Origin of the sequence: Pseudoalteromonas sp. BZK2, from assembly GCF_014349195.1 — a bacterium.
Lineage (GTDB): Bacteria > Pseudomonadota > Gammaproteobacteria > Enterobacterales > Alteromonadaceae > Pseudoalteromonas > Pseudoalteromonas simplex.
The window spans coordinates 1-17,074 of record NZ_JACSOG010000030.1 but is presented as its reverse complement, the minus strand read 5'-3'; the positions used below and the strand labels follow the sequence as shown (position 1 = coordinate 17,074).

General features: G+C 41.9%; 19 protein-coding genes. 4 read left to right on the top strand and 15 right to left on the bottom strand.

The genetic code is table 11. The features are described 5' to 3' along the window. Positions 1–86 precede the first annotated feature (86 nt). From nagB to BIZ38_RS16520, 5 genes are all read right to left on the bottom strand, one after another. Positions 87–881 carry a glucosamine-6-phosphate deaminase gene (gene nagB / locus BIZ38_RS16540; protein ID WP_054551572.1) on the bottom strand — a complete coding sequence of 265 codons (795 nt, stop codon included), beginning with the start codon at positions 879–881 and terminating at the stop codon, positions 87–89. Positions 882–1,091: 210 nt separating this feature from the next. Continuing rightward, positions 1,092–2,222, bottom strand: coding sequence for a transmembrane glucosamine N-acetyltransferase NagX (gene nagX, locus BIZ38_RS16535; protein ID WP_166339410.1), 1,131 nt, complete (start codon positions 2,220–2,222; stop codon positions 1,092–1,094). A gap of 63 nt (positions 2,223–2,285) precedes the next feature. Next, on the bottom strand, positions 2,286–3,398 hold the full coding sequence (gene nagA, locus BIZ38_RS16530; protein ID WP_138601670.1) for an N-acetylglucosamine-6-phosphate deacetylase: 1,113 nt from the start codon (positions 3,396–3,398) through the stop codon (positions 2,286–2,288). Beyond that, positions 3,398–4,312 (bottom strand): N-acetylglucosamine kinase, encoded by a 915-nt coding sequence (gene nagK / locus BIZ38_RS16525; protein WP_187490776.1) that lies wholly within the window; start codon positions 4,310–4,312, stop codon positions 3,398–3,400. Before nagK ends, nagA begins: the two co-directional genes overlap by 1 nt. A 370-nt stretch (positions 4,313–4,682) precedes the next feature. Next, entirely contained in the window at positions 4,683–5,177 is a 495-nt protein-coding gene (locus BIZ38_RS16520) for an NYN domain-containing protein (RefSeq protein WP_187490775.1), read from the bottom strand. A gap of 155 nt (positions 5,178–5,332) precedes the next feature. Between BIZ38_RS16520 and BIZ38_RS16515 the strand changes: the two genes are divergently transcribed. Together BIZ38_RS16515 and BIZ38_RS16510 are read left to right on the top strand one after the other, a co-directional pair. Then, positions 5,333–5,947, top strand: a complete 615-nt coding sequence (locus tag BIZ38_RS16515; RefSeq protein WP_187490774.1) for a hypothetical protein — start codon at positions 5,333–5,335, stop codon at positions 5,945–5,947. Next, on the top strand, positions 5,944–6,696 hold the full coding sequence (locus BIZ38_RS16510) for a DUF3307 domain-containing protein (RefSeq protein WP_187490773.1): 753 nt from the start codon (positions 5,944–5,946) through the stop codon (positions 6,694–6,696). Before BIZ38_RS16515 ends, BIZ38_RS16510 begins: the two co-directional genes overlap by 4 nt. Before the next feature lie 42 nt (positions 6,697–6,738). Here the strand turns inward: BIZ38_RS16510 and BIZ38_RS16505 are convergent, their stop codons facing one another. From BIZ38_RS16505 to aspS, 7 genes are all read right to left on the bottom strand, one after another. Continuing rightward, positions 6,739–8,187, bottom strand: coding sequence for a DEAD/DEAH box helicase (locus BIZ38_RS16505; protein WP_187490772.1), 1,449 nt, complete (start codon positions 8,185–8,187; stop codon positions 6,739–6,741). Positions 8,188–8,359: 172 nt separating this feature from the next. Continuing rightward, positions 8,360–9,202, bottom strand: coding sequence for an isopenicillin N synthase family dioxygenase (locus BIZ38_RS16500; protein WP_135924192.1), 843 nt, complete (start codon positions 9,200–9,202; stop codon positions 8,360–8,362). A 168-nt stretch (positions 9,203–9,370) separates the two neighbouring features. Next, positions 9,371–10,105: an alpha/beta hydrolase gene (locus BIZ38_RS16495; RefSeq protein WP_187490771.1), complete on the bottom strand. Its 735-nt coding sequence runs from the start codon at positions 10,103–10,105 to the stop codon at positions 9,371–9,373. Next, positions 10,099–10,683, bottom strand: a complete 585-nt coding sequence (locus BIZ38_RS16490) for a GNAT family N-acetyltransferase (protein ID WP_187490770.1) — start codon at positions 10,681–10,683, stop codon at positions 10,099–10,101. The genes BIZ38_RS16495 and BIZ38_RS16490 overlap by 7 nt, the downstream gene beginning before the upstream one ends. A 31-nt stretch (positions 10,684–10,714) precedes the next feature. Then, a complete protein-coding gene (locus BIZ38_RS16485; protein ID WP_235373734.1) occupies positions 10,715–11,305 on the bottom strand; it encodes a pentapeptide repeat-containing protein in 591 nt (196 codons plus the stop codon). Then, positions 11,302–11,508 carry a hypothetical protein gene (locus BIZ38_RS16480; protein WP_187490769.1) on the bottom strand — a complete coding sequence of 69 codons (207 nt, stop codon included), beginning with the start codon at positions 11,506–11,508 and terminating at the stop codon, positions 11,302–11,304. Before BIZ38_RS16480 ends, BIZ38_RS16485 begins: the two co-directional genes overlap by 4 nt. A 92-nt stretch (positions 11,509–11,600) precedes the next feature. Next, positions 11,601–13,370, bottom strand: a complete 1,770-nt coding sequence (aspS, locus tag BIZ38_RS16475) for an aspartate--tRNA ligase (RefSeq protein ID WP_166339426.1) — start codon at positions 13,368–13,370, stop codon at positions 11,601–11,603. A gap of 227 nt (positions 13,371–13,597) precedes the next feature. Between aspS and BIZ38_RS16470 the strand changes: the two genes are divergently transcribed. Then, a complete protein-coding gene (locus BIZ38_RS16470) occupies positions 13,598–14,446 on the top strand; it encodes a DUF72 domain-containing protein (protein WP_187490768.1) in 849 nt (282 codons plus the stop codon). A gap of 22 nt (positions 14,447–14,468) precedes the next feature. Beyond that, positions 14,469–14,963 (top strand): M48 family metallopeptidase, encoded by a 495-nt coding sequence (locus BIZ38_RS16465; RefSeq protein WP_187490767.1) that lies wholly within the window; start codon positions 14,469–14,471, stop codon positions 14,961–14,963. Positions 14,964–15,000: 37 nt separating this feature from the next. Here BIZ38_RS16465 and BIZ38_RS16460 read toward each other — a convergent pair whose 3' ends face one another. The 3 genes from BIZ38_RS16460 to BIZ38_RS16450 form a co-directional block, all read right to left on the bottom strand. After that, positions 15,001–16,017, bottom strand: coding sequence for a DUF5924 family protein (locus BIZ38_RS16460; RefSeq protein WP_187490766.1), 1,017 nt, complete (start codon positions 16,015–16,017; stop codon positions 15,001–15,003). Between the two features lie 132 nt (positions 16,018–16,149). Then, complete coding sequence (locus BIZ38_RS16455) at positions 16,150–16,452, bottom strand: hypothetical protein (RefSeq protein ID WP_187490765.1); 303 nt, start codon at positions 16,450–16,452, stop codon at positions 16,150–16,152. Between the two features lie 74 nt (positions 16,453–16,526). Continuing rightward, positions 16,527–16,805, bottom strand: coding sequence for a hypothetical protein (locus tag BIZ38_RS16450; protein ID WP_138599712.1), 279 nt, complete (start codon positions 16,803–16,805; stop codon positions 16,527–16,529). Positions 16,806–17,074: the final 269 nt, after the last annotated feature.

Below are 17,074 nucleotides of genomic sequence, written 5' to 3'. Positions count from 1 at the left end.
AAAACTACCATAAGCGGATAATAAACCCAATTTATTACAGGCATAAAAAAAGCCCAAACTGGGCTTTTTTATTCTCTCTCACAATTTTACAAGGTCGCTAGATGCGCTTGTAGTTTTTGGTTCTCAGCTTCAATATGCTGATAGAACTCTAAATCTTCTAATTTACTCGCGGCAGCTTTATCAATGATGATCACCGCATCTTTATGAAGTTGCAGTGCTGAAGCTGGGCATTTAGCCATTAACGGGCCTTCTACCATGGCATGAACGGCATCCGCTTTACTTGCACCCGTTGCTAAAAGCACAACTTTTTTGGCTTCTAAAATAGTGCCAATGCCCATAGTGATTGATAAATGCGGTTGATATTCGCCTTCTGCAAAAAATCGTGCATTGTCTTCAATCGTCGCTTTCGTCAGTGTTTTTACACGGGTGCGTGATGTCAAACCTGATGAAGGTTCGTTAAAACCGATGTGACCATTACGGCCAATACCAAGTAGTTGTACGTCAACACCACCAGCCGCTGTGATTTTTTGCTCATATTCAGTACAAGCAATAAGCGGATTTACTGCATCACCCGGCGGTACATGGGTGTTTTGTTTGTCGATATCAACATGGTTAAACAGCTGCTCATTCATAAAGTAACGGTAACTTTGAGGATGCTCGCCAGTTAAACCTAAGTATTCGTCTAAGTTAAATGTTGTCGCTTGGCTAAACGAAATATCGCCAGCTTTATTTTTTTCGATCAGTTGTTGGTACAAAGCAACAGGTGTTGAACCTGTGGCAAGACCGAGTACCGAGGCTGGTTTTTTTAGTAATTGTTTAGCAAAGATGTTGGCACCATACGCTGCAACTTGGGCTGCATCATCAAGAATCACTATTTGCATATCGATTAGCTCTAATTATAAGTTGGAAAAAAATGGGACCTAAAACCCAACCCCACGTGCAATCGAGCTGGGTTTTAGATCAAACCACTGCCAGGATACGATGCAGTAGCTACAACCATTATGACAACGCTGTCATTATCACTTCTAGTTTTATCTTTGTAAAGTAAAAGTGAATAAAAAATTACTCTTTTTGTTAGTGTTTAATAATTATCAAACACTAACAAAGATCTTACGGCGATACATCCAATGCAACACCAGCATTTGTACTGCTAATAATGCAATTACCGCCATCAGGGGTTGCCATGCCGCTGGCACAGCTCGAACCACCCCACCAAATACGCTTTGGCTTACATAACCCCAATTCACTAGACTTGACGCTAAATAAATAATAATCGAGTTTGCACCTATGATCACAAATGGATACGCAGCGCGTTGCCCCGGTAAAATATCAACCAGTGCATAAAATACGGCGAGCAATATGGCACTCCAGCCAACGGTTACAAGCACAAATGAGCTGGTCCAAAGTTCTTTATTTACTGGGAACTGTAAATCCCATAACCAGCCTAAGCATACACTTACCACACCTGCGGCGAACAATAAGGCGGTCATTTTCCACTCGCCAATTTGCTGAGCACGTGCCACTAATTGACCTGCAAACACACCCATTAATGCATTGACTATCGCAGGGATATTCGACAACACACCTTCTGGGTCTACTACACGGTTTTGATAACTAATCCCCGGCAGTAAGTGTGCATCAAACCATGCATTCCAACTCCCTGCTGCTGAAAGGTCACCAGCACTGCCACCCGGCACTGGAACAAAACAAAGTAGTAACCAATAACCCACTAAAATAGCCGCAGCGGTAATAATTTGTGTTCGTAAACCAGTATGCCAAACCAACATTGCACAGAAGAACCACGCAATAGCGATGCGGCCAAGCACACTGGCATAGCGAATTTCATCTAACGCCATCGGCATCCCTGTGCCCCAGCCGTGGTTATACAAAATACCTAATAAACACAATAGTAAAAGACGTTTACCCGCCTTACGGTAATACACTTTGCGCTCATCAAACGGTAAATGGTCAATGCGTTTCGGGGCTAACCCCATCGCAACACCCGATAAGAATATAAACAATGGGAAAATCAGATCGTAAAATGTGAAGCCATGCCAAACGCTGTGCACTGTGTGTGCTTCAAAAACTTTCCAGCCAGTCCAGCCAGTTAAAACGAAGAGCGCTGCGAATAGTGACTGTCCGCCTAATATCCAAAACATATCCATGCCGCGCAGTGCATCCAGCGATGCCAAACGTTTTCTTGTTGGTTGTGTTGTTGTCATTGTATTACCTTAAATAGAAAAAGCCCCGCGATACAACGGCGGGGTTTTTACCAGGGAAGCTTGTTATAGCGCTTTTCCAGCAATAAAGGTGGCTTGTACATTTTGCTGTGCGTCTAACACCACAAAGTCAGCGTCAAACCCGCTCAGTAAGCGACCTTTTTTATGTAAACCTAAATATTGTGCAGGATAAAGTGATGCCATACGTAAGCTCTCAGCAAGGCTAACATCCAATGTGTTCACTGTGTTGCGCACCGCACTTGCCATATCAAGTACGCTGCCTGCTAATTCACCGGTCGTTGAATTTAATCTATCGCCAGTACGAATAACTTTACGACCATCAAAGAAATCAAACTCCATATCATCAGTCCCCACAGGTGGCATTGCATCTGTGACTAACATAATTTTTCCGCGCTGTTTGCTGCGAATTGCTAATTTAGCTGATGATGGGTGTACATGGTGACCATCAACAATTAAACCGCACCAGCTGTTATCATCCCAAAGTGCAGCACCCACAACACCAGGCTCTCGCGATGTAAATGCTGACATAGCATTAAATAAGTGGGTAAAACCATCTGCCCCTGCAGCAAGTGCTGCATTTGTGGTCGCAAAGTCTGCATTGGTGTGGCCAATTGATACTTTTACACCACACTCAACCAAGCGCGCGATATCATCAGCACTGACATTCTCAGGTGCTAAGGTAACCATTTTAATGCCTAAGTCTTGGCGGGCATAAATTGCAAATTCTTGCTCTGTAATAGGGCGAATAAATTGCTCGCTGTGGGTGCCTTTTTTCGGCAATGAAAGGTGCGGTCCTTCGAAGTGCACACCCATTACGCCCGGAACACCTTCAGCAATTGCTTGTGCAGTTGCATCGGCCGCTTTTGCCATGACTTCGACTTGGTCAGTGATCAGCGTTGGCATAATCGCTGTTGAACCAAACTGACCATGTGCTTTGGCTATTCTATCTAAGCAATCTGGCGTTTGTTCAGCGTTAAAAAACGCCCCGCCACCGCCATTCACTTGCACATCAATAAAACCGGGGGCCACTAACCCCGTTAATGCAACGGCATTAGCATCTGCTTCAACACGGTTAAATACACCATTATCGACGCTAAAATATACATCAGATAAAAATTCGTCACCGGTAAACAATGAACTTGCATGATAAATCGTCATTACAAACTTACCTCTTGGTTTTGTTCAAGCACAGATTGCTGAGCAAAATACACAGCGCCCATTTCCGGTGGTTGAATAGGAGATTCAACGCGTTTCGCAATATCTTCTGCAAGCCATTTATTTAATGGCTCAGCTAAACCGCCAATCATAGATAAACGTGGCGGGTTATTCTCTAATAAACGCTGAGCTAATTTACTGACGTAATCAGCACCCTCTTTAACAATCGAAACCGCAACTTTGTCATTGTTATTGGCTGCTTCAAATACATAGCGGGCTAATTTGGCAAAACTACTCGAAGGCTGACCAGACATTTTTTCAACAATCGCCATCGCATTGTCAGCTGCAAAATGCTCGGTGATCACGTTAGTCAGATTTGTTGCTTCGCCTAGGCCATCAAGGTCTAACAAGGTAGCTTTTATTGCTTCAAGACCCATCCAGGCGCCACTGCCTTTATCGCCTAGAGCAAAGCCATGACCGCCAAAGTTAGTTGTGCGACCATTTACACATGAGAAACCACATGAGCCAGTACCTGTGATGATCACCGCACCATCACTCCCTTCATGGGCGCCGATACAGGCTGTATGTAAGTCGGTGGTGAGGAACATTTGTTTGAATGGATGCTCCCATTCCATAATCTTGTCGTACAAACTTGGTAGGTTTACGCCTGCTAAACCTAAGCCGGCATAAAGCTGATGAACGGTTTCAAGCGGTAAACCCGCATCACGAAGTGCTAATTGTGTTGAGACCATAATTGATTCGAGAGTACGTTCCAAACCATGTAATGGATTTGCAGGACCACCTAGGCCAGTTCCTAATACACCTTGTTTAACAGAGTAGATAGTTGCGCGACATTTCGTTCCGCCGCCATCAATACCAATAAACAATTGGTCCTCACTCACACTCTTCGCCACCATTTAACGACCCCTAGCCTTCGTTTAGTTTTTGTCTAAATCGCATTATTTTTCTTATCAGAATGCGAAATCATCTCAACCTTTGTTGATTTAATGTTACACAACAAATGACAGCGTTGTCATTATATTTTTTATAAAAATTCGTATAACTTTCATATTTATTTTTAATTAATTGAATTAAAACGCTTTATTTAACAGACAAGAAAATTAGAAACCACATCAACAATGTCCTATTACACCTTTATTTATGCTTTTTTGCATAATTTAGTGCGTTGTACGCGCCTATTCCTTTATTTATCATCAAGTGTAGCTAATGTTAGCTTAGCTGAAACAATACTTTAGTTAAACATTTTATTTTTATAGGAATATTTTTTTACCTTGATAGTAGCAGTGAATCATCAATACAATGAAATTCACCGGCGGCTTGCTTTAAAATATCTGCGGTGAGGTGCTCTGCTCCATAGACATCACACGGTAGCTGATACTTATTCGCTAAGTGACCAAGTAATAAGGCAAAATCACCATCACCCGAAAGCAATACCAATTTATCGAGCTGCTTGGCATGCTCTAGCATATCAATGGTAATGCCAACATCCCAATCCCCTTTTGCACTGCCATCTTTGCGCTGAATAAAAGGTTTCAGTTTTACCTCAAAACCAATTGCGCGCAGAATATTTTGAAACTGCGATTGCTTTTCATCGCCCCGATATATTGCATACGCAATGGCGCAATCAATTTGGTAGCGTTCGCTCATTTGTGCCCAAAAGGCATTGTAGTCAAAGTTTTTCTTGTAGCTTTCTCTACAGGTGTAATAAATGTTTTGTACATCTACAAAGATACCGACTTTTGGCTTATCAACTGCTGACATAAATTTTCTGTTTTTAGTGATTTGTGTTCACTGTAGCATATCTAGGTTGATATTTACGAAAAAGTAACCTAAATTGGTTACATAAAACAAAGTAACCAAATTTGGTTACTTATTGCGATGTAACTAAATTAAGTTACTTAATCTAAGGGATCATAATGATTGCGGTGATCAGCGGTGATTTAATTAAATCACAAAAAATTCCACAGCAAGAATACGACGCCATGCTTTATCAGCTTGATCAAAGCTTGCGCTTTGTTGCCAAGCGTTTTAATGCAAGCTTTACCATTTACCGTGGCGATGCATTACAAATACAGCTAACAGAGCCAGAGCTTGTATGTCATGCAGCCATCTTGTTGTATTTGCAAATGAAAGCAACCAATTACGAGCTGCGACAAAGCTTGGCTATTGGCTCACTTGACAACCCCCGCGCCGATATTAAAACAGCCACAGGCAGTGCTTATACTTTATCAGGCCGTGGTTTAGATAATATGAGCCAGCAACGCTTAGTGTTAAATATTGAAAACAACACCGTTGAAGAAGCCTTTGCGCTTAATATTGCGCTTATCGAAGTCCTGCTTGAAAAAATGAGTCAAAAGCAGGCCAATGCCCTGTTTTATTATTTAACCGCTGAGAACAACAGCCATGCAGAGCTTGCCAAAGAGCTTAATACTAGCCGAGAGAATGTCACTAAGTTACTCAACCTGGCGCATTATCAACTTATCGAGCGCTTTATAAATTACAGCCAAACCACACTCAAAGGATTGTTATGACCAGTTTTGCTCTATTACTCACCGCATTAGTATTGGGCCACTTACTTGCAGACTTTTATTGGCAGCCAATGAGCTGGGTACACGACAGAAACAACCGTCACTTTCGTGCCAGTAAACTCTATTTGCACGTATTAACACACGGCGTGACCTCTTTAGCTGTGCTCACACTATGGGAATACACTTACGGCTGGCAAGAGTTCTCTCGTGTATTGTTAGCAACGGTTGCGATTATGCTAAGCCACTATGTCATTGACTTGGCAAAGTCGTATTCAAGTAAAGGCGTAGTGCCGTTTTTAGTCGACCAGTTGGCGCATCTTATTGTGATTGTAATGCTAAGCGTTTGGCTTAGTGATAAGAATGAATTTTATAGTTTAGCGTGGCAGAAGCTGATTGCCCTCGATACCTTGTTTGTTATTGCAGCTTATTTGTTAGTGCTCAACCCAAGCTCTGTGTTTATTCGCATGATGCTAGAGAAAATCAATATTCAGATAAACAATGAAGGCAGTATTCCTGCTGCGGGGCATTTTATCGGCTTGCTCGAGCGAGTGTTGATGTTGAGCTTTATCTTGCTAGGTGAATACGGCGGCGTGGGCTTTCTGCTAGCGGCCAAGTCTATCTTCCGATTTGGTGATTTAAAAGAAAGTAGCGAAAAACAACTCACTGAATATGTCATGCTGGGCACTTTGTTAAGTGTCACCGTGACACTCTTTATTGGTGTCGCCACCTTATATTGCATTAAACTCATTTAAAACAAAAAACGCGCAATTGCGCGTTTTTTGTTTTTACTGCTATTAACTATCCGCAGCGGGCTTACGTCTTGGGCGAGATGGCCCCGATACACGCTGACGATTACCCGCAGGTTTATTACCTGTTGGTTTAGTGTTATTTGATTTATTCACGTTGTTAGCGCCTTTTTGGTTTTGGCCTTGCTCTTTACCCTTACCCTGCCACTTACCTTGTGAAGGACGCTTTTGCGATTTAGGTTTTAGCTTTTGTGCAGGTTTTGCTGCACCTTGACCATCTTGAGCTGGTGCTTTTGGCTTTTTCGGTTTCTTTGGCTTTTTCGGCTTGATAGGACGCGTATCTAGCGGCTTTTCAGCAACCGGTTTGCTTGGCTCAAAACCTGCTTCGGTTGCACGCGGAATAAGCTCACCAATAAAGCGCTCAATACCATATAAATCGTCGGCATCATCTACTGTTACAAACGAAATAGCATGACCCGATGCACCCGCTCGGCCTGTACGGCCAATACGGTGTACGTAATCTTCATAAATATTCGGTAGATCGTAGTTAACAACGTGAGGTAGCTCAACAATATCAAGACCACGGGCAACGATATCGGTTGCAACTAGTACGCGCACTTCACCCGATTTAAAGCCTTCGAGTGCTTTAACACGAGCGCCTTGTGATTTATTCCCGTGAATGGCAGCGCCGACAATATCATCGCGTTCAAGCTGCTTAACTAAACGGTTCGCACCATGCTTAGTACGACAAAATACCAATACTTGCTGCCAATCGTTAGTACGGATCAGGTGGCTAAGCAATGCTGTTTTACGTGATTTATCTAGCGCATAAACAGATTGAGTAACCGTTTTAGCCGTGGTGTTTTTTGCCGCAACTGAAATCTCAACGGGGTCATTAATGAGCCCTTTTGCAAGTTCACGAATTTCATCAGAGAACGTCGCTGAGAACATCAGGTTTTGACGTTTAGCAGGCAATTTAGCAATGATACGTTTGATGTCATGAATAAAGCCCATATCAAGCATACGGTCTGCTTCATCAAGGATCAGCACTTCTAAATCATCAAACTTAACAGCATTTTGATTGTGTAGATCTAATAAACGACCAGGTGTGGCCACTAAAATATCAACACCTTTACGAAGGCGCATCATTTGTGGGTTAATTTTAACGCCACCATAAACAACAAATGAGCTAACATTTGAATGCTTAGCATATTGCTCAACATTTTCGCTTACTTGTAGAGCCAACTCGCGAGTTGGAGCCAATACTAATGCGCGTACTTTGTTGCCACCCGCTTTAGGGCCCTTTGACAAACGCTCAATTAACGGCAGTGTAAAACCTGCTGTTTTACCTGTACCAGTTTGCGCTGCGGCCATAACATCGCGGCCTTCAATGATCGCAGGGATAGCTTGTGATTGAATAGGCGTTGGTGCTTCATAGCCCTTTTCTAAAACTGCATTTACTAAAGCTGGTGATAAACCTAACCCATCAAAACTCATACTATCTCTCTTTAAAAATTTCAGCCGATTCGGCGAAGTGCGCGCATTATACCTAGGATAGTCAATAATGCATGGAATTATTTGCAAACTAACACTTAATGCTGAACTTAGCAGACAAATTTCAGGCATAAAAAAAGCGGCTCTAATGCCGCTTTGTTCTCATACTCAATCTTTACTTAACACCAAGTTCGCGTAAACGCTCTTGTAAGTAGCTGTCTGCTGTGTAGCGCTCAGAAAGCACAACATCAGGACGCGGATGTAAGAATAATGGTAACGAAATACGTGATTTCGTTGACGCTTTACCCGTTGGGTTGATCACACGGTGAATTGTTGATGGGAAGTAACCACCTGACGCTTCTTGTAGCATGTCACCAATATTGATGATCAAGTTACCAAAATCACATGGTACGTCTAACCAACCGCCATCTGTTGTTTGTACTTGTAAACCTGGCTCATTTGCCGCAGGTAATACAGTTAATAAGTTGATGTCGCCATGCGCTGCTGCACGGATTGCACCTGGCTCTTCATCACCTGTCATTGGTGGGTAGTGAAGAATACGCAGGAGTGTTTGCTCAGAGTTAGCAATCATATCTTTAAGGTCAATAGAGAACTTAGCACGCACCTCTTCTGGTGCTTCAGCTTGAACCCAACTTAATAATGTTGCTGCAAACTCATTGGCTAAACGGTAGTACTCACGAATTTCTTCTTCTAGCTGTGCTGGAACACGGCCTTTTGGATAAACGTGGTAGTACTCTTTAATATCTTTAACGGTAAAGCCTTTTGCAACTTCTGACACTGATGGTGGGAAGTAACCATCTTGTGTTTCTTTTGAAAATAAAAACTCGTGCTTTTGCTCAGAATTAAAGAATTCTTGCCAATTTTTGTAAATAGACTCAACTAATGACTGAGGGATTGGGTGATTTTTTAGTACACCGAAACCTGTGTTTCTTAGTGACTCAACAAATTGAGCGGCCGCATCGCTCGCTTTATAATCAACGGTAGGTAAATGTTGCATTTGTCTTTTCCAGTGAATAAGGTTCAAGAAGTCTGTGCTAAGCATAGCATTTCTTCATTATAGCGCTTCGCGAGGATAGAGAAACACAGGTAAAAACATAAGGACTTATGTCCGCTCCACCTTGCTTAGCTCCTTAACTTTGATACAGATCAAGCAACAAATCATTTGCTATTTATTAGCAAGTAAAAATGCGTTGAGCTCTTTACTCATTCGTTCTACAAGCGCTTTTGGGCCACCATCATACATATCGTTATGGCGCGAATCTTTAAGCTTAATTTGCGTCACTGGGTACATAGCAAGTTCTTGCGGCGTTAGCAATACGTTGTCATCTGCTGGGTAATCGCTACCGCGTAGTGTCAGTACAGCAATATTTTTGTTTCTTGGGGTCAGCATCCGACGATGATCAAGGGTGATCAGCTTAGCCACCTTAGCAGGATAAATAGCGGCATATAACGCTGCAATATCACCGCCATTTGAGTGCCCAAATAAAGTGAGCTGATTAAAGTCATACGCAGGGTATCGCTTTGCAAGTTCTACGGCTAAAAACTCAAGGGTTTGTACACCACGGTGCCAGTTTTCCATACGGGTGGTCATGTAGGGTGGCTCAGGGTTTAAACTCGGATCGCCTTTTAACTCATGAGCAACTTCAACCGTTAAGTAACCATGCTGATGAAAGGCCTGCTGGGCAAATTGATAGTCTGTATGTGCCATACCATAGCCTGCCCCAATAAACGCCACGGGGCATTTCTTCTTTATCGTGCATTTGCTATCGGCTGTTGTAATGGTCACCGGAATATGGCGTGCCCGCTCAGTATCAAACAGTGTCTCTGTTTGATTTGCAAAGGCTGTTTGCCCGCAAAGCGTTAAAGCGAGCAATAGCGCCGGCTTTTTAATATTTAACATGCTAATTTGAATTCTAAGCTACGTTTAACCATCGGCCACTCACCATCAATAATTGAAAACACCACGGTGTCGCGTACGCATCCATCGGCCATAATTTGGTGATTACGAAGCACCCCATCTTGTTTCGCTCCTAAGCGAGCAATGGCATTGCGCGAAGCCTGGTTATGCCAATGGGTACGAAACTCAACAGCAATCACATTAAGTGTTTCAAATGCATAACTCAGTAGCAGTTTTTTACATTCAGTATTAACTCCAGTACGCTGAAAACGCTTGGCATACCAGGTATAGCCAATTTCTAAACGGCGGTTTTTACTGTCGATATTACAAAAGCGAGTTGAGCCTATCACCTCATCGGTGTGTTTATCGATGACAGCAAATGGTATTGCGCGACCAAGTGACTGTTGTTCAAACGCCATATTTAAATAATCGTCAACACGTTCTTCATTGGGCACTGAGGTAAACCAAAGCTCCCAAAGCTTTCCATCTGAAGCGGCGTTTACTAAAGCATCACGGTGCTCAAGCGTTAACGGCACTAATTTAACAAATTGACCTTCTAAGGTGATGGGGCTTAAATCCATAACTTTCCTTAACCTTAATTAGTAATAATATTTAATCCACCAGCTCTATATCGAGCCCTGCTAATAAATCCAAAGCGGCATAACGTTCAAATTTGGCCTTACTGATATTGTTAGCTGTTATATCAATGGCGAAATGACTGGCACCAATAAAATTAGCTTTACTGAGGTTGGTTTGTTGAAACAAACTGTCACGAAAGTCCGTATCAGTAAAATCAGCAGATGTTAAATCTGCATGTCTAAAATCAACATCTTTGGCAAAACAGCTACGCATTTTTAAAGCTTTTAAACTAAGTTCAAAAAAGCTGCTGTGGCTAAGTTCACAGCCAACAAAACTCACTGGAGCACGGCTGGCGAGTAGCGGCCAATCAACATCAGTAAAACGAACACTGGTTAATTTACACTGTTTAAAGCTTACTTCTTCAAGCGAGGTGTATCTAAGCCCAAGCGTAGCTAAATTACAATTTTTAAACTCACACTCTATAAACCGGCAGTTTTCAAACTGACTATTGCTAAAGTCACAGTCGATAAATTCACATTGCTCAAATTCGCAATGCGAAAATGTTTGCCCTGCAAGGTTTGCTTCAAAGGTATGCTCAAAATAAAGGGAATGGCTTGCAATCACGCGGTGGTCTCAATATCTTGTTTAAGCGCAAGTACAGCAATAAAAATAAGACCAAACAATGGAATTAGCCCTAGTAAGCCACCAATAATTGCCACCACGATTGGTGTTGAGGTTTTACGCTTACCTAAGTAATAGCTGATAGCGGCAAACAGTGGGAACAGAACAAGTACAAAATAACCTAAAAAAGTTGCACTGATATTCATACTCTTTCCTTGAAGAACATACTAAATATTCATTTAAGCACAAAAAAACCCTAAGGCATACACCTTAGGGTTTTCGTTGATCAGCTTATGAATTATTCAGCGTCTTTCGCTACAACATCAATAGCAAGCTCAGTTAATGCATCGGCATTTGCTTTGCTTGGTGCATCTGTTAATAAACATGATGCTTGCGTTGTTTTAGGGAAAGCAATAACGTCACGAATATTATCAGTACCGCATAGCAGCATAACTAAGCGGTCAAGACCAAACGCAAGACCCGCATGCGGTGGCGTACCATATTTAAGTGCATCAAGTAAGAAGCCAAACTTGTCTTGCTGCTCTTGCGCTTCGATACCTAAAATTCTAAATGCTGTTTCTTGCATTTCTGCATTGTGAATACGTACCGAACCACCACCAACTTCGTAGCCGTTTAATACCATGTCGTATGCATCTGATAGTGCACCAGCTGGGTTTGCTTCAAGCTCTTCAGGAGAAATACCTTTTGGTGCAGTGAATGGGTGGTGAACCGCATGCAATGTACCTTCGTCGTCTTCTTCGAACATTGGGAAGTCAACAACCCATAATGGTTTCCAGCTATCGAGATCAGTAATGCCTAAATCAACACCAATCTTAAGACGTAACGCACCCATTGCTTCGTTTACAACATTGCGCTTGTCAGCACCAAATAAAATGATGTCGCCAGATTGTGCGTTAGTACGCTCAAGTAACTGGTTGATCACTTCTTCGTTTAAGAACTTAGCGATTGGTGATTGTACACCTTCAACGCCCGCTGCACGGTCGTTCACTTTCATCCATGCTAGGCCTTTCGCGCCATAGATACCGATGAATTTAGTGTAATCGTCGATTTGTTTACGAGAAAGCTCAGCACCGCCTGGTACAGTTAATACAGCAACACGGCCTTTTTCGTCATTAGCAGGACCAGAGAATACTTTAAACTCAACGTCTTTTACTAAATCAGCAACGTCTACAAGTTGCATTGGGTTACGTAGGTCTGGTTTATCAGAACCATATAAACGCATTGCTTCGCTGTATGGCATTACTGGGAAGTCGCCTAGGTCAACGTCTAGTAATGATTGCCACATTTCGCGGATCATTTTCTCAGTCATTGCACGCACTTCATCAGAGCTCATGAATGACGTCTCTAAATCGATTTGTGTGAATTCTGGCTGACGGTCAGCACGTAAGTCTTCGTCACGGAAACATTTAACAATTTGATAGTAACGGTCAAAGCCCGACATCATTAATAATTGTTTAAATAACTGTGGTGACTGAGGTAAAGCGTAGAAGCTACCTTTGTGAACACGGCTAGGTACTAAGTAGTCACGGGCACCTTCTGGTGTTGCTTTTGTTAGTACTGGTGTTTCGATATCTAGGAAACCGTTGTCATCTAAGAAACGACGCACAAAGCTACTCGCTTTTGCACGAAGTTTGATACGGTCGCTCATTTCAAGACGACGTAAATCTAAGTAACGGTATTTTAAACGGCGCTCTTCAGAGTTTTGCTGATTAAAATCAAGTGGTAATGGCTCTGAACGGTTGATGATAGTTAAGCTTGTGCCTAAAATTTCAACTTCACCTGTTGCCATGTCTTTATTTACTTGGCTATCAGGGCGTGCGCGAACAACACCTTTTAACTGCACACAAAACTCTTGACGTAGTTTATTCGCAGTATCCATTAATCCTTCTACTTCAGGATCAAAAACAACTTGTACTAAACCTTCTCTGTCACGTAAATCGACGAAGATAAGACCACCAAGGTCACGGCGTTTGTTGATCCAACCACATAGTTCAACTTCTTGATCTACGTGAGATTTATTTAGCTGTCCGCAATATATAGAGCGCATAGTATTCCTGTCAGTTAAAGACTTATAGCCGCCTGCTCTTAAGAGTTCGCTATTTTGAGAGCAAAAGCCACTATACAAAGTAATCATTTAAGGCAGAGCATTATACCCAAACCATCGCAAAATGCGAGTGCCAGCAGTGCCTGTCGGGGGCTAAATATACACCCCGACTTCTGAGCAAACATTTCTTTTGATACACTAGCTAAAGTTTAAATTTATTGGTTGATTTAATGCTGTATTTAGGTTGTCCGCAGTGGTCTAGCACCGCATGGAAAGGAAATTTGCTCTCTAGTCACTGTAAAAGCGCCGACATGCTCAGTGAGTATGCGCAATGCTTTAACTCAGTCGAGGGCAACACCAGTTTTTATGCTGACCCAAGTCATGAGTCATTATTACGCTGGCATGATGCGGTACCCGAAGACTTTAAATTTACGTTTAAGTTTCATCGGCGTTTTAGTCACGAATTACAACTGACGAATATAACTAGTGAGCTTAATGCATGGCTAAACTTATTTGAGCCAATTTTTGCTAAAACGGGGCAAATCATGTTACAGCTACCCCGCGCCTTTGGACCAGATGCCCTACCCCTTCTTGCAAATTTTATTGCACAACTCCCCAAGCAACTTAGTTACGGTGTAGAAGTCCGTCACCCCGGCTTCTTTAATAAAGATGATGCAGAAATTCGCTTAAATCAGCTGTTAATTGAAAATAATATAGATCGCATCAGTATGGATACCCGCGCTTTATTTGCCGTACCCGCCGATACCGATGCACTCATTGATGCGCAAAAGAAAAAGCCTTATTTACCTGTGCATGCCATTGCAACAGGAAATCAGCCTATGCTGCGCTTTGTGGTTGGCAGTCTTGAACATGAATACAAGTCGTATTACCAGCCATGGCTGAAAAAAGTAAAACAATGGCTTGATGAAGGAAAATCACCCTATTTGTTTTTTCATACCGCAGATAATCGCCAGTCACCACTTTTAGCAAGACAGTTTTGCCAAGATTTAGGTTACAATCACCCCGTGCTTGCGCCCTTTATAGGTGAACGCGAAGCAAGCCAAAGCAGTTTATTTTAGCGCCCGATTTATCAGAGAAAACATGAAAGATTACAGCCGTTATTTTCAAAGTTACCCGCCTCAAATCATTGAGCAAGTGTTACAGCTATTTAATGGCGACAGGGCCGCAAAATACCTTAAAGGCAAATACCCTGATGCGCATAGCATTACCAGCGATAAAGCTTTATACAATTACGCCACTGAACTAAAAAAGCGCTACCTTAAAAATGCCCTGCCTTTTGGTCGTGCCGCATTCAAAAAACAAGGCGATATGGTCACAAATGCCTTAGGCACCCATACTTTTCGTATGCAAGGTAAAACCCGAAAACACGATCTTGCCATTAATAGCGACCTGCTTCGCGCACCTGAACCACTTCTCAAAGCACTCGTCGTACATGAGCTGGCTCACTTTAAAGAAAAAGACCACAACAAAGCCTTCTATCAACTTTGCTGCCACATGGAGCCGCAATATCATCAACTAGAACTAGATTTAAGAATATTCAGTGTGTTGGTAGGTGAAGGGAAAAATCCGTATTAAAACTATCAGCTAAAAACTGACGGCTGAAAGCTGACAGCTAAACTTCTGAAACCTCAAACCTTCTTTGCCCTATCAGCTGCCCAGACTCGGTAACCACTTTGACGACCCATTTCCCTGCAGCATTAGCAGGGAAATTCGTTTTATGGCTCCACGCTCGATAGCCCTCTTTACGACCACCAGAAATATCCAAGGCTATACGGTCAACTTCTTTTCGATTATGCACCCAAACGTGGAAGATTTTCTCATTTAAACCTCGCGGTGCTTTTACCGCACTAAAACTATATAGACCGTTTTCATGTAAGCTCTGCTCAGTGAGTTCTGTTATTGGCGAAAGCGGTTTACGAGCTTGTGCATCTAGCTGATATGACATACTCATATCGGTTAAACGCAGTGCTGCAGGTGGCACAAAACTACGTAATTGCCAAAGCCCGGCACCTAATGAACAAAGCAATAACACCAACAACGGAAAACGCCACCATTTAGCATTAGGCATCAAATTGCCAAGACTGGGGACCGTTAAAATAACAGCTGTTATTAGTGCAATTTCAAAACTTTGGCTGGTCGTTAACTTTAATAAAATAGGCAAGGTAACCGACAGCACGACAAACAAAGAAAAGCTATGAAACACACTAAACCAGACACTGTGCCTTGCAAGCTTTTTATAATAGAGAGGATCAACAACAGAAACGAACGCACAAAGTATAATTAAAGCGGTAAACGCGGCCTGACCATGGTCCCAAGTAGTCACCGCTAAGAAAAATGGTAAAGCAAAAAACAAACTTTCTTGCTGCACAACTTGCAGCGCAAAGCGCATCACATTAGGCGACACCGCCACACCAAAACGCTCCTCTACCTTATCTCTTAGCCAGTTATCTATTAACAACCACAACCAAGTGACTAATAACAAAATAGAGATAAGCTGCGAAAACGATTCTTTTCGTTCAACAAAGACATAGCTTGCTACACCACTACAAAAAGCCAACACCGCCATCAACCCCGGCCGCTTCTGCATCATGAAAACAAATTTAGTTATAAAGTTTTTTAAGTAACTCATGCAATCATCAAATCCATTTAAGGCTTTATGAGTAAAGCATAAATTGGATGAATGTAGGCTTTAAAACGAGCTTTAAGTTCAAAGCTTTAAGCTGTAAGTTTTGAGCCAAGACTAATTACTCAACTGTATCGATTATGAAGGTTCGTAAATAACAATTTGACTCAACCACCAGTTAAGTTCATCGTCAATTTGCCATGCCTCACATGAATTCAGATGTTTTAAAATTACCTGCTTATCAGACTGACAACTAACTGCTTTTAATACAAGGTTACCATTTTCCCAAAGTGTTGCTCTTGCTATAAGGCCATTGCCTTTAATTTCGATGTATTGAGCTTTAATTGGCTCACCCAATTGAGCAGAGAGAACCACCTTGAGCTTTTCAATTGTCAAAATTTTAGATTTTGAATTTCTCCAATTATCTAATTCTTGCAGCATTATTTTCCTCAACATAAGAATGTAAGCAATTGCTACCAAGCACTATTTTTATACCGAGGTAGCTTACAAGGCTCTTAACCTAATGAGTCAAAGCAAATTTCCGTATAACTCTCATGTGAAATACCTAGGGTAAATTTGCCATACTCAGCTTGATCAGATTCGCTATATTCGAGCCAAAGTTGTTTTGCTTCTAACAAATCAGAAATATTATCAATCTCTCGGACTCCATTAAGTACAACATGTAGAGTCTCCGATTGAGTTTGGAATGTAACAAACACTTGAAACTCACTCCCAGCGCGTTTTAACTTCACTTCATTGACAATAACATCTTGGTATATGTGATTAAACTTCAATTCAATTGCCTATTGAGTTATTTCAGTAGATTAATTTATGTATTACACACCAAGACATTAACTTAATGAAAGCTGAAAAACCATATTTCAAACTTAGGGTTCAGTACCCTCAATTGAATTTCAGCGTTGAAATAAACTCAACATAAAACACTAAGTGCTATAGCCTTTTAAAAGTAAAAGATCCACCTTCTAAAGAAGGTGGCTTTGCATTAGCCCCCTAGAAGGGGGCGTTGTTTACTGCAGTGTTAACTGCGCCTGCTCTTGCACCT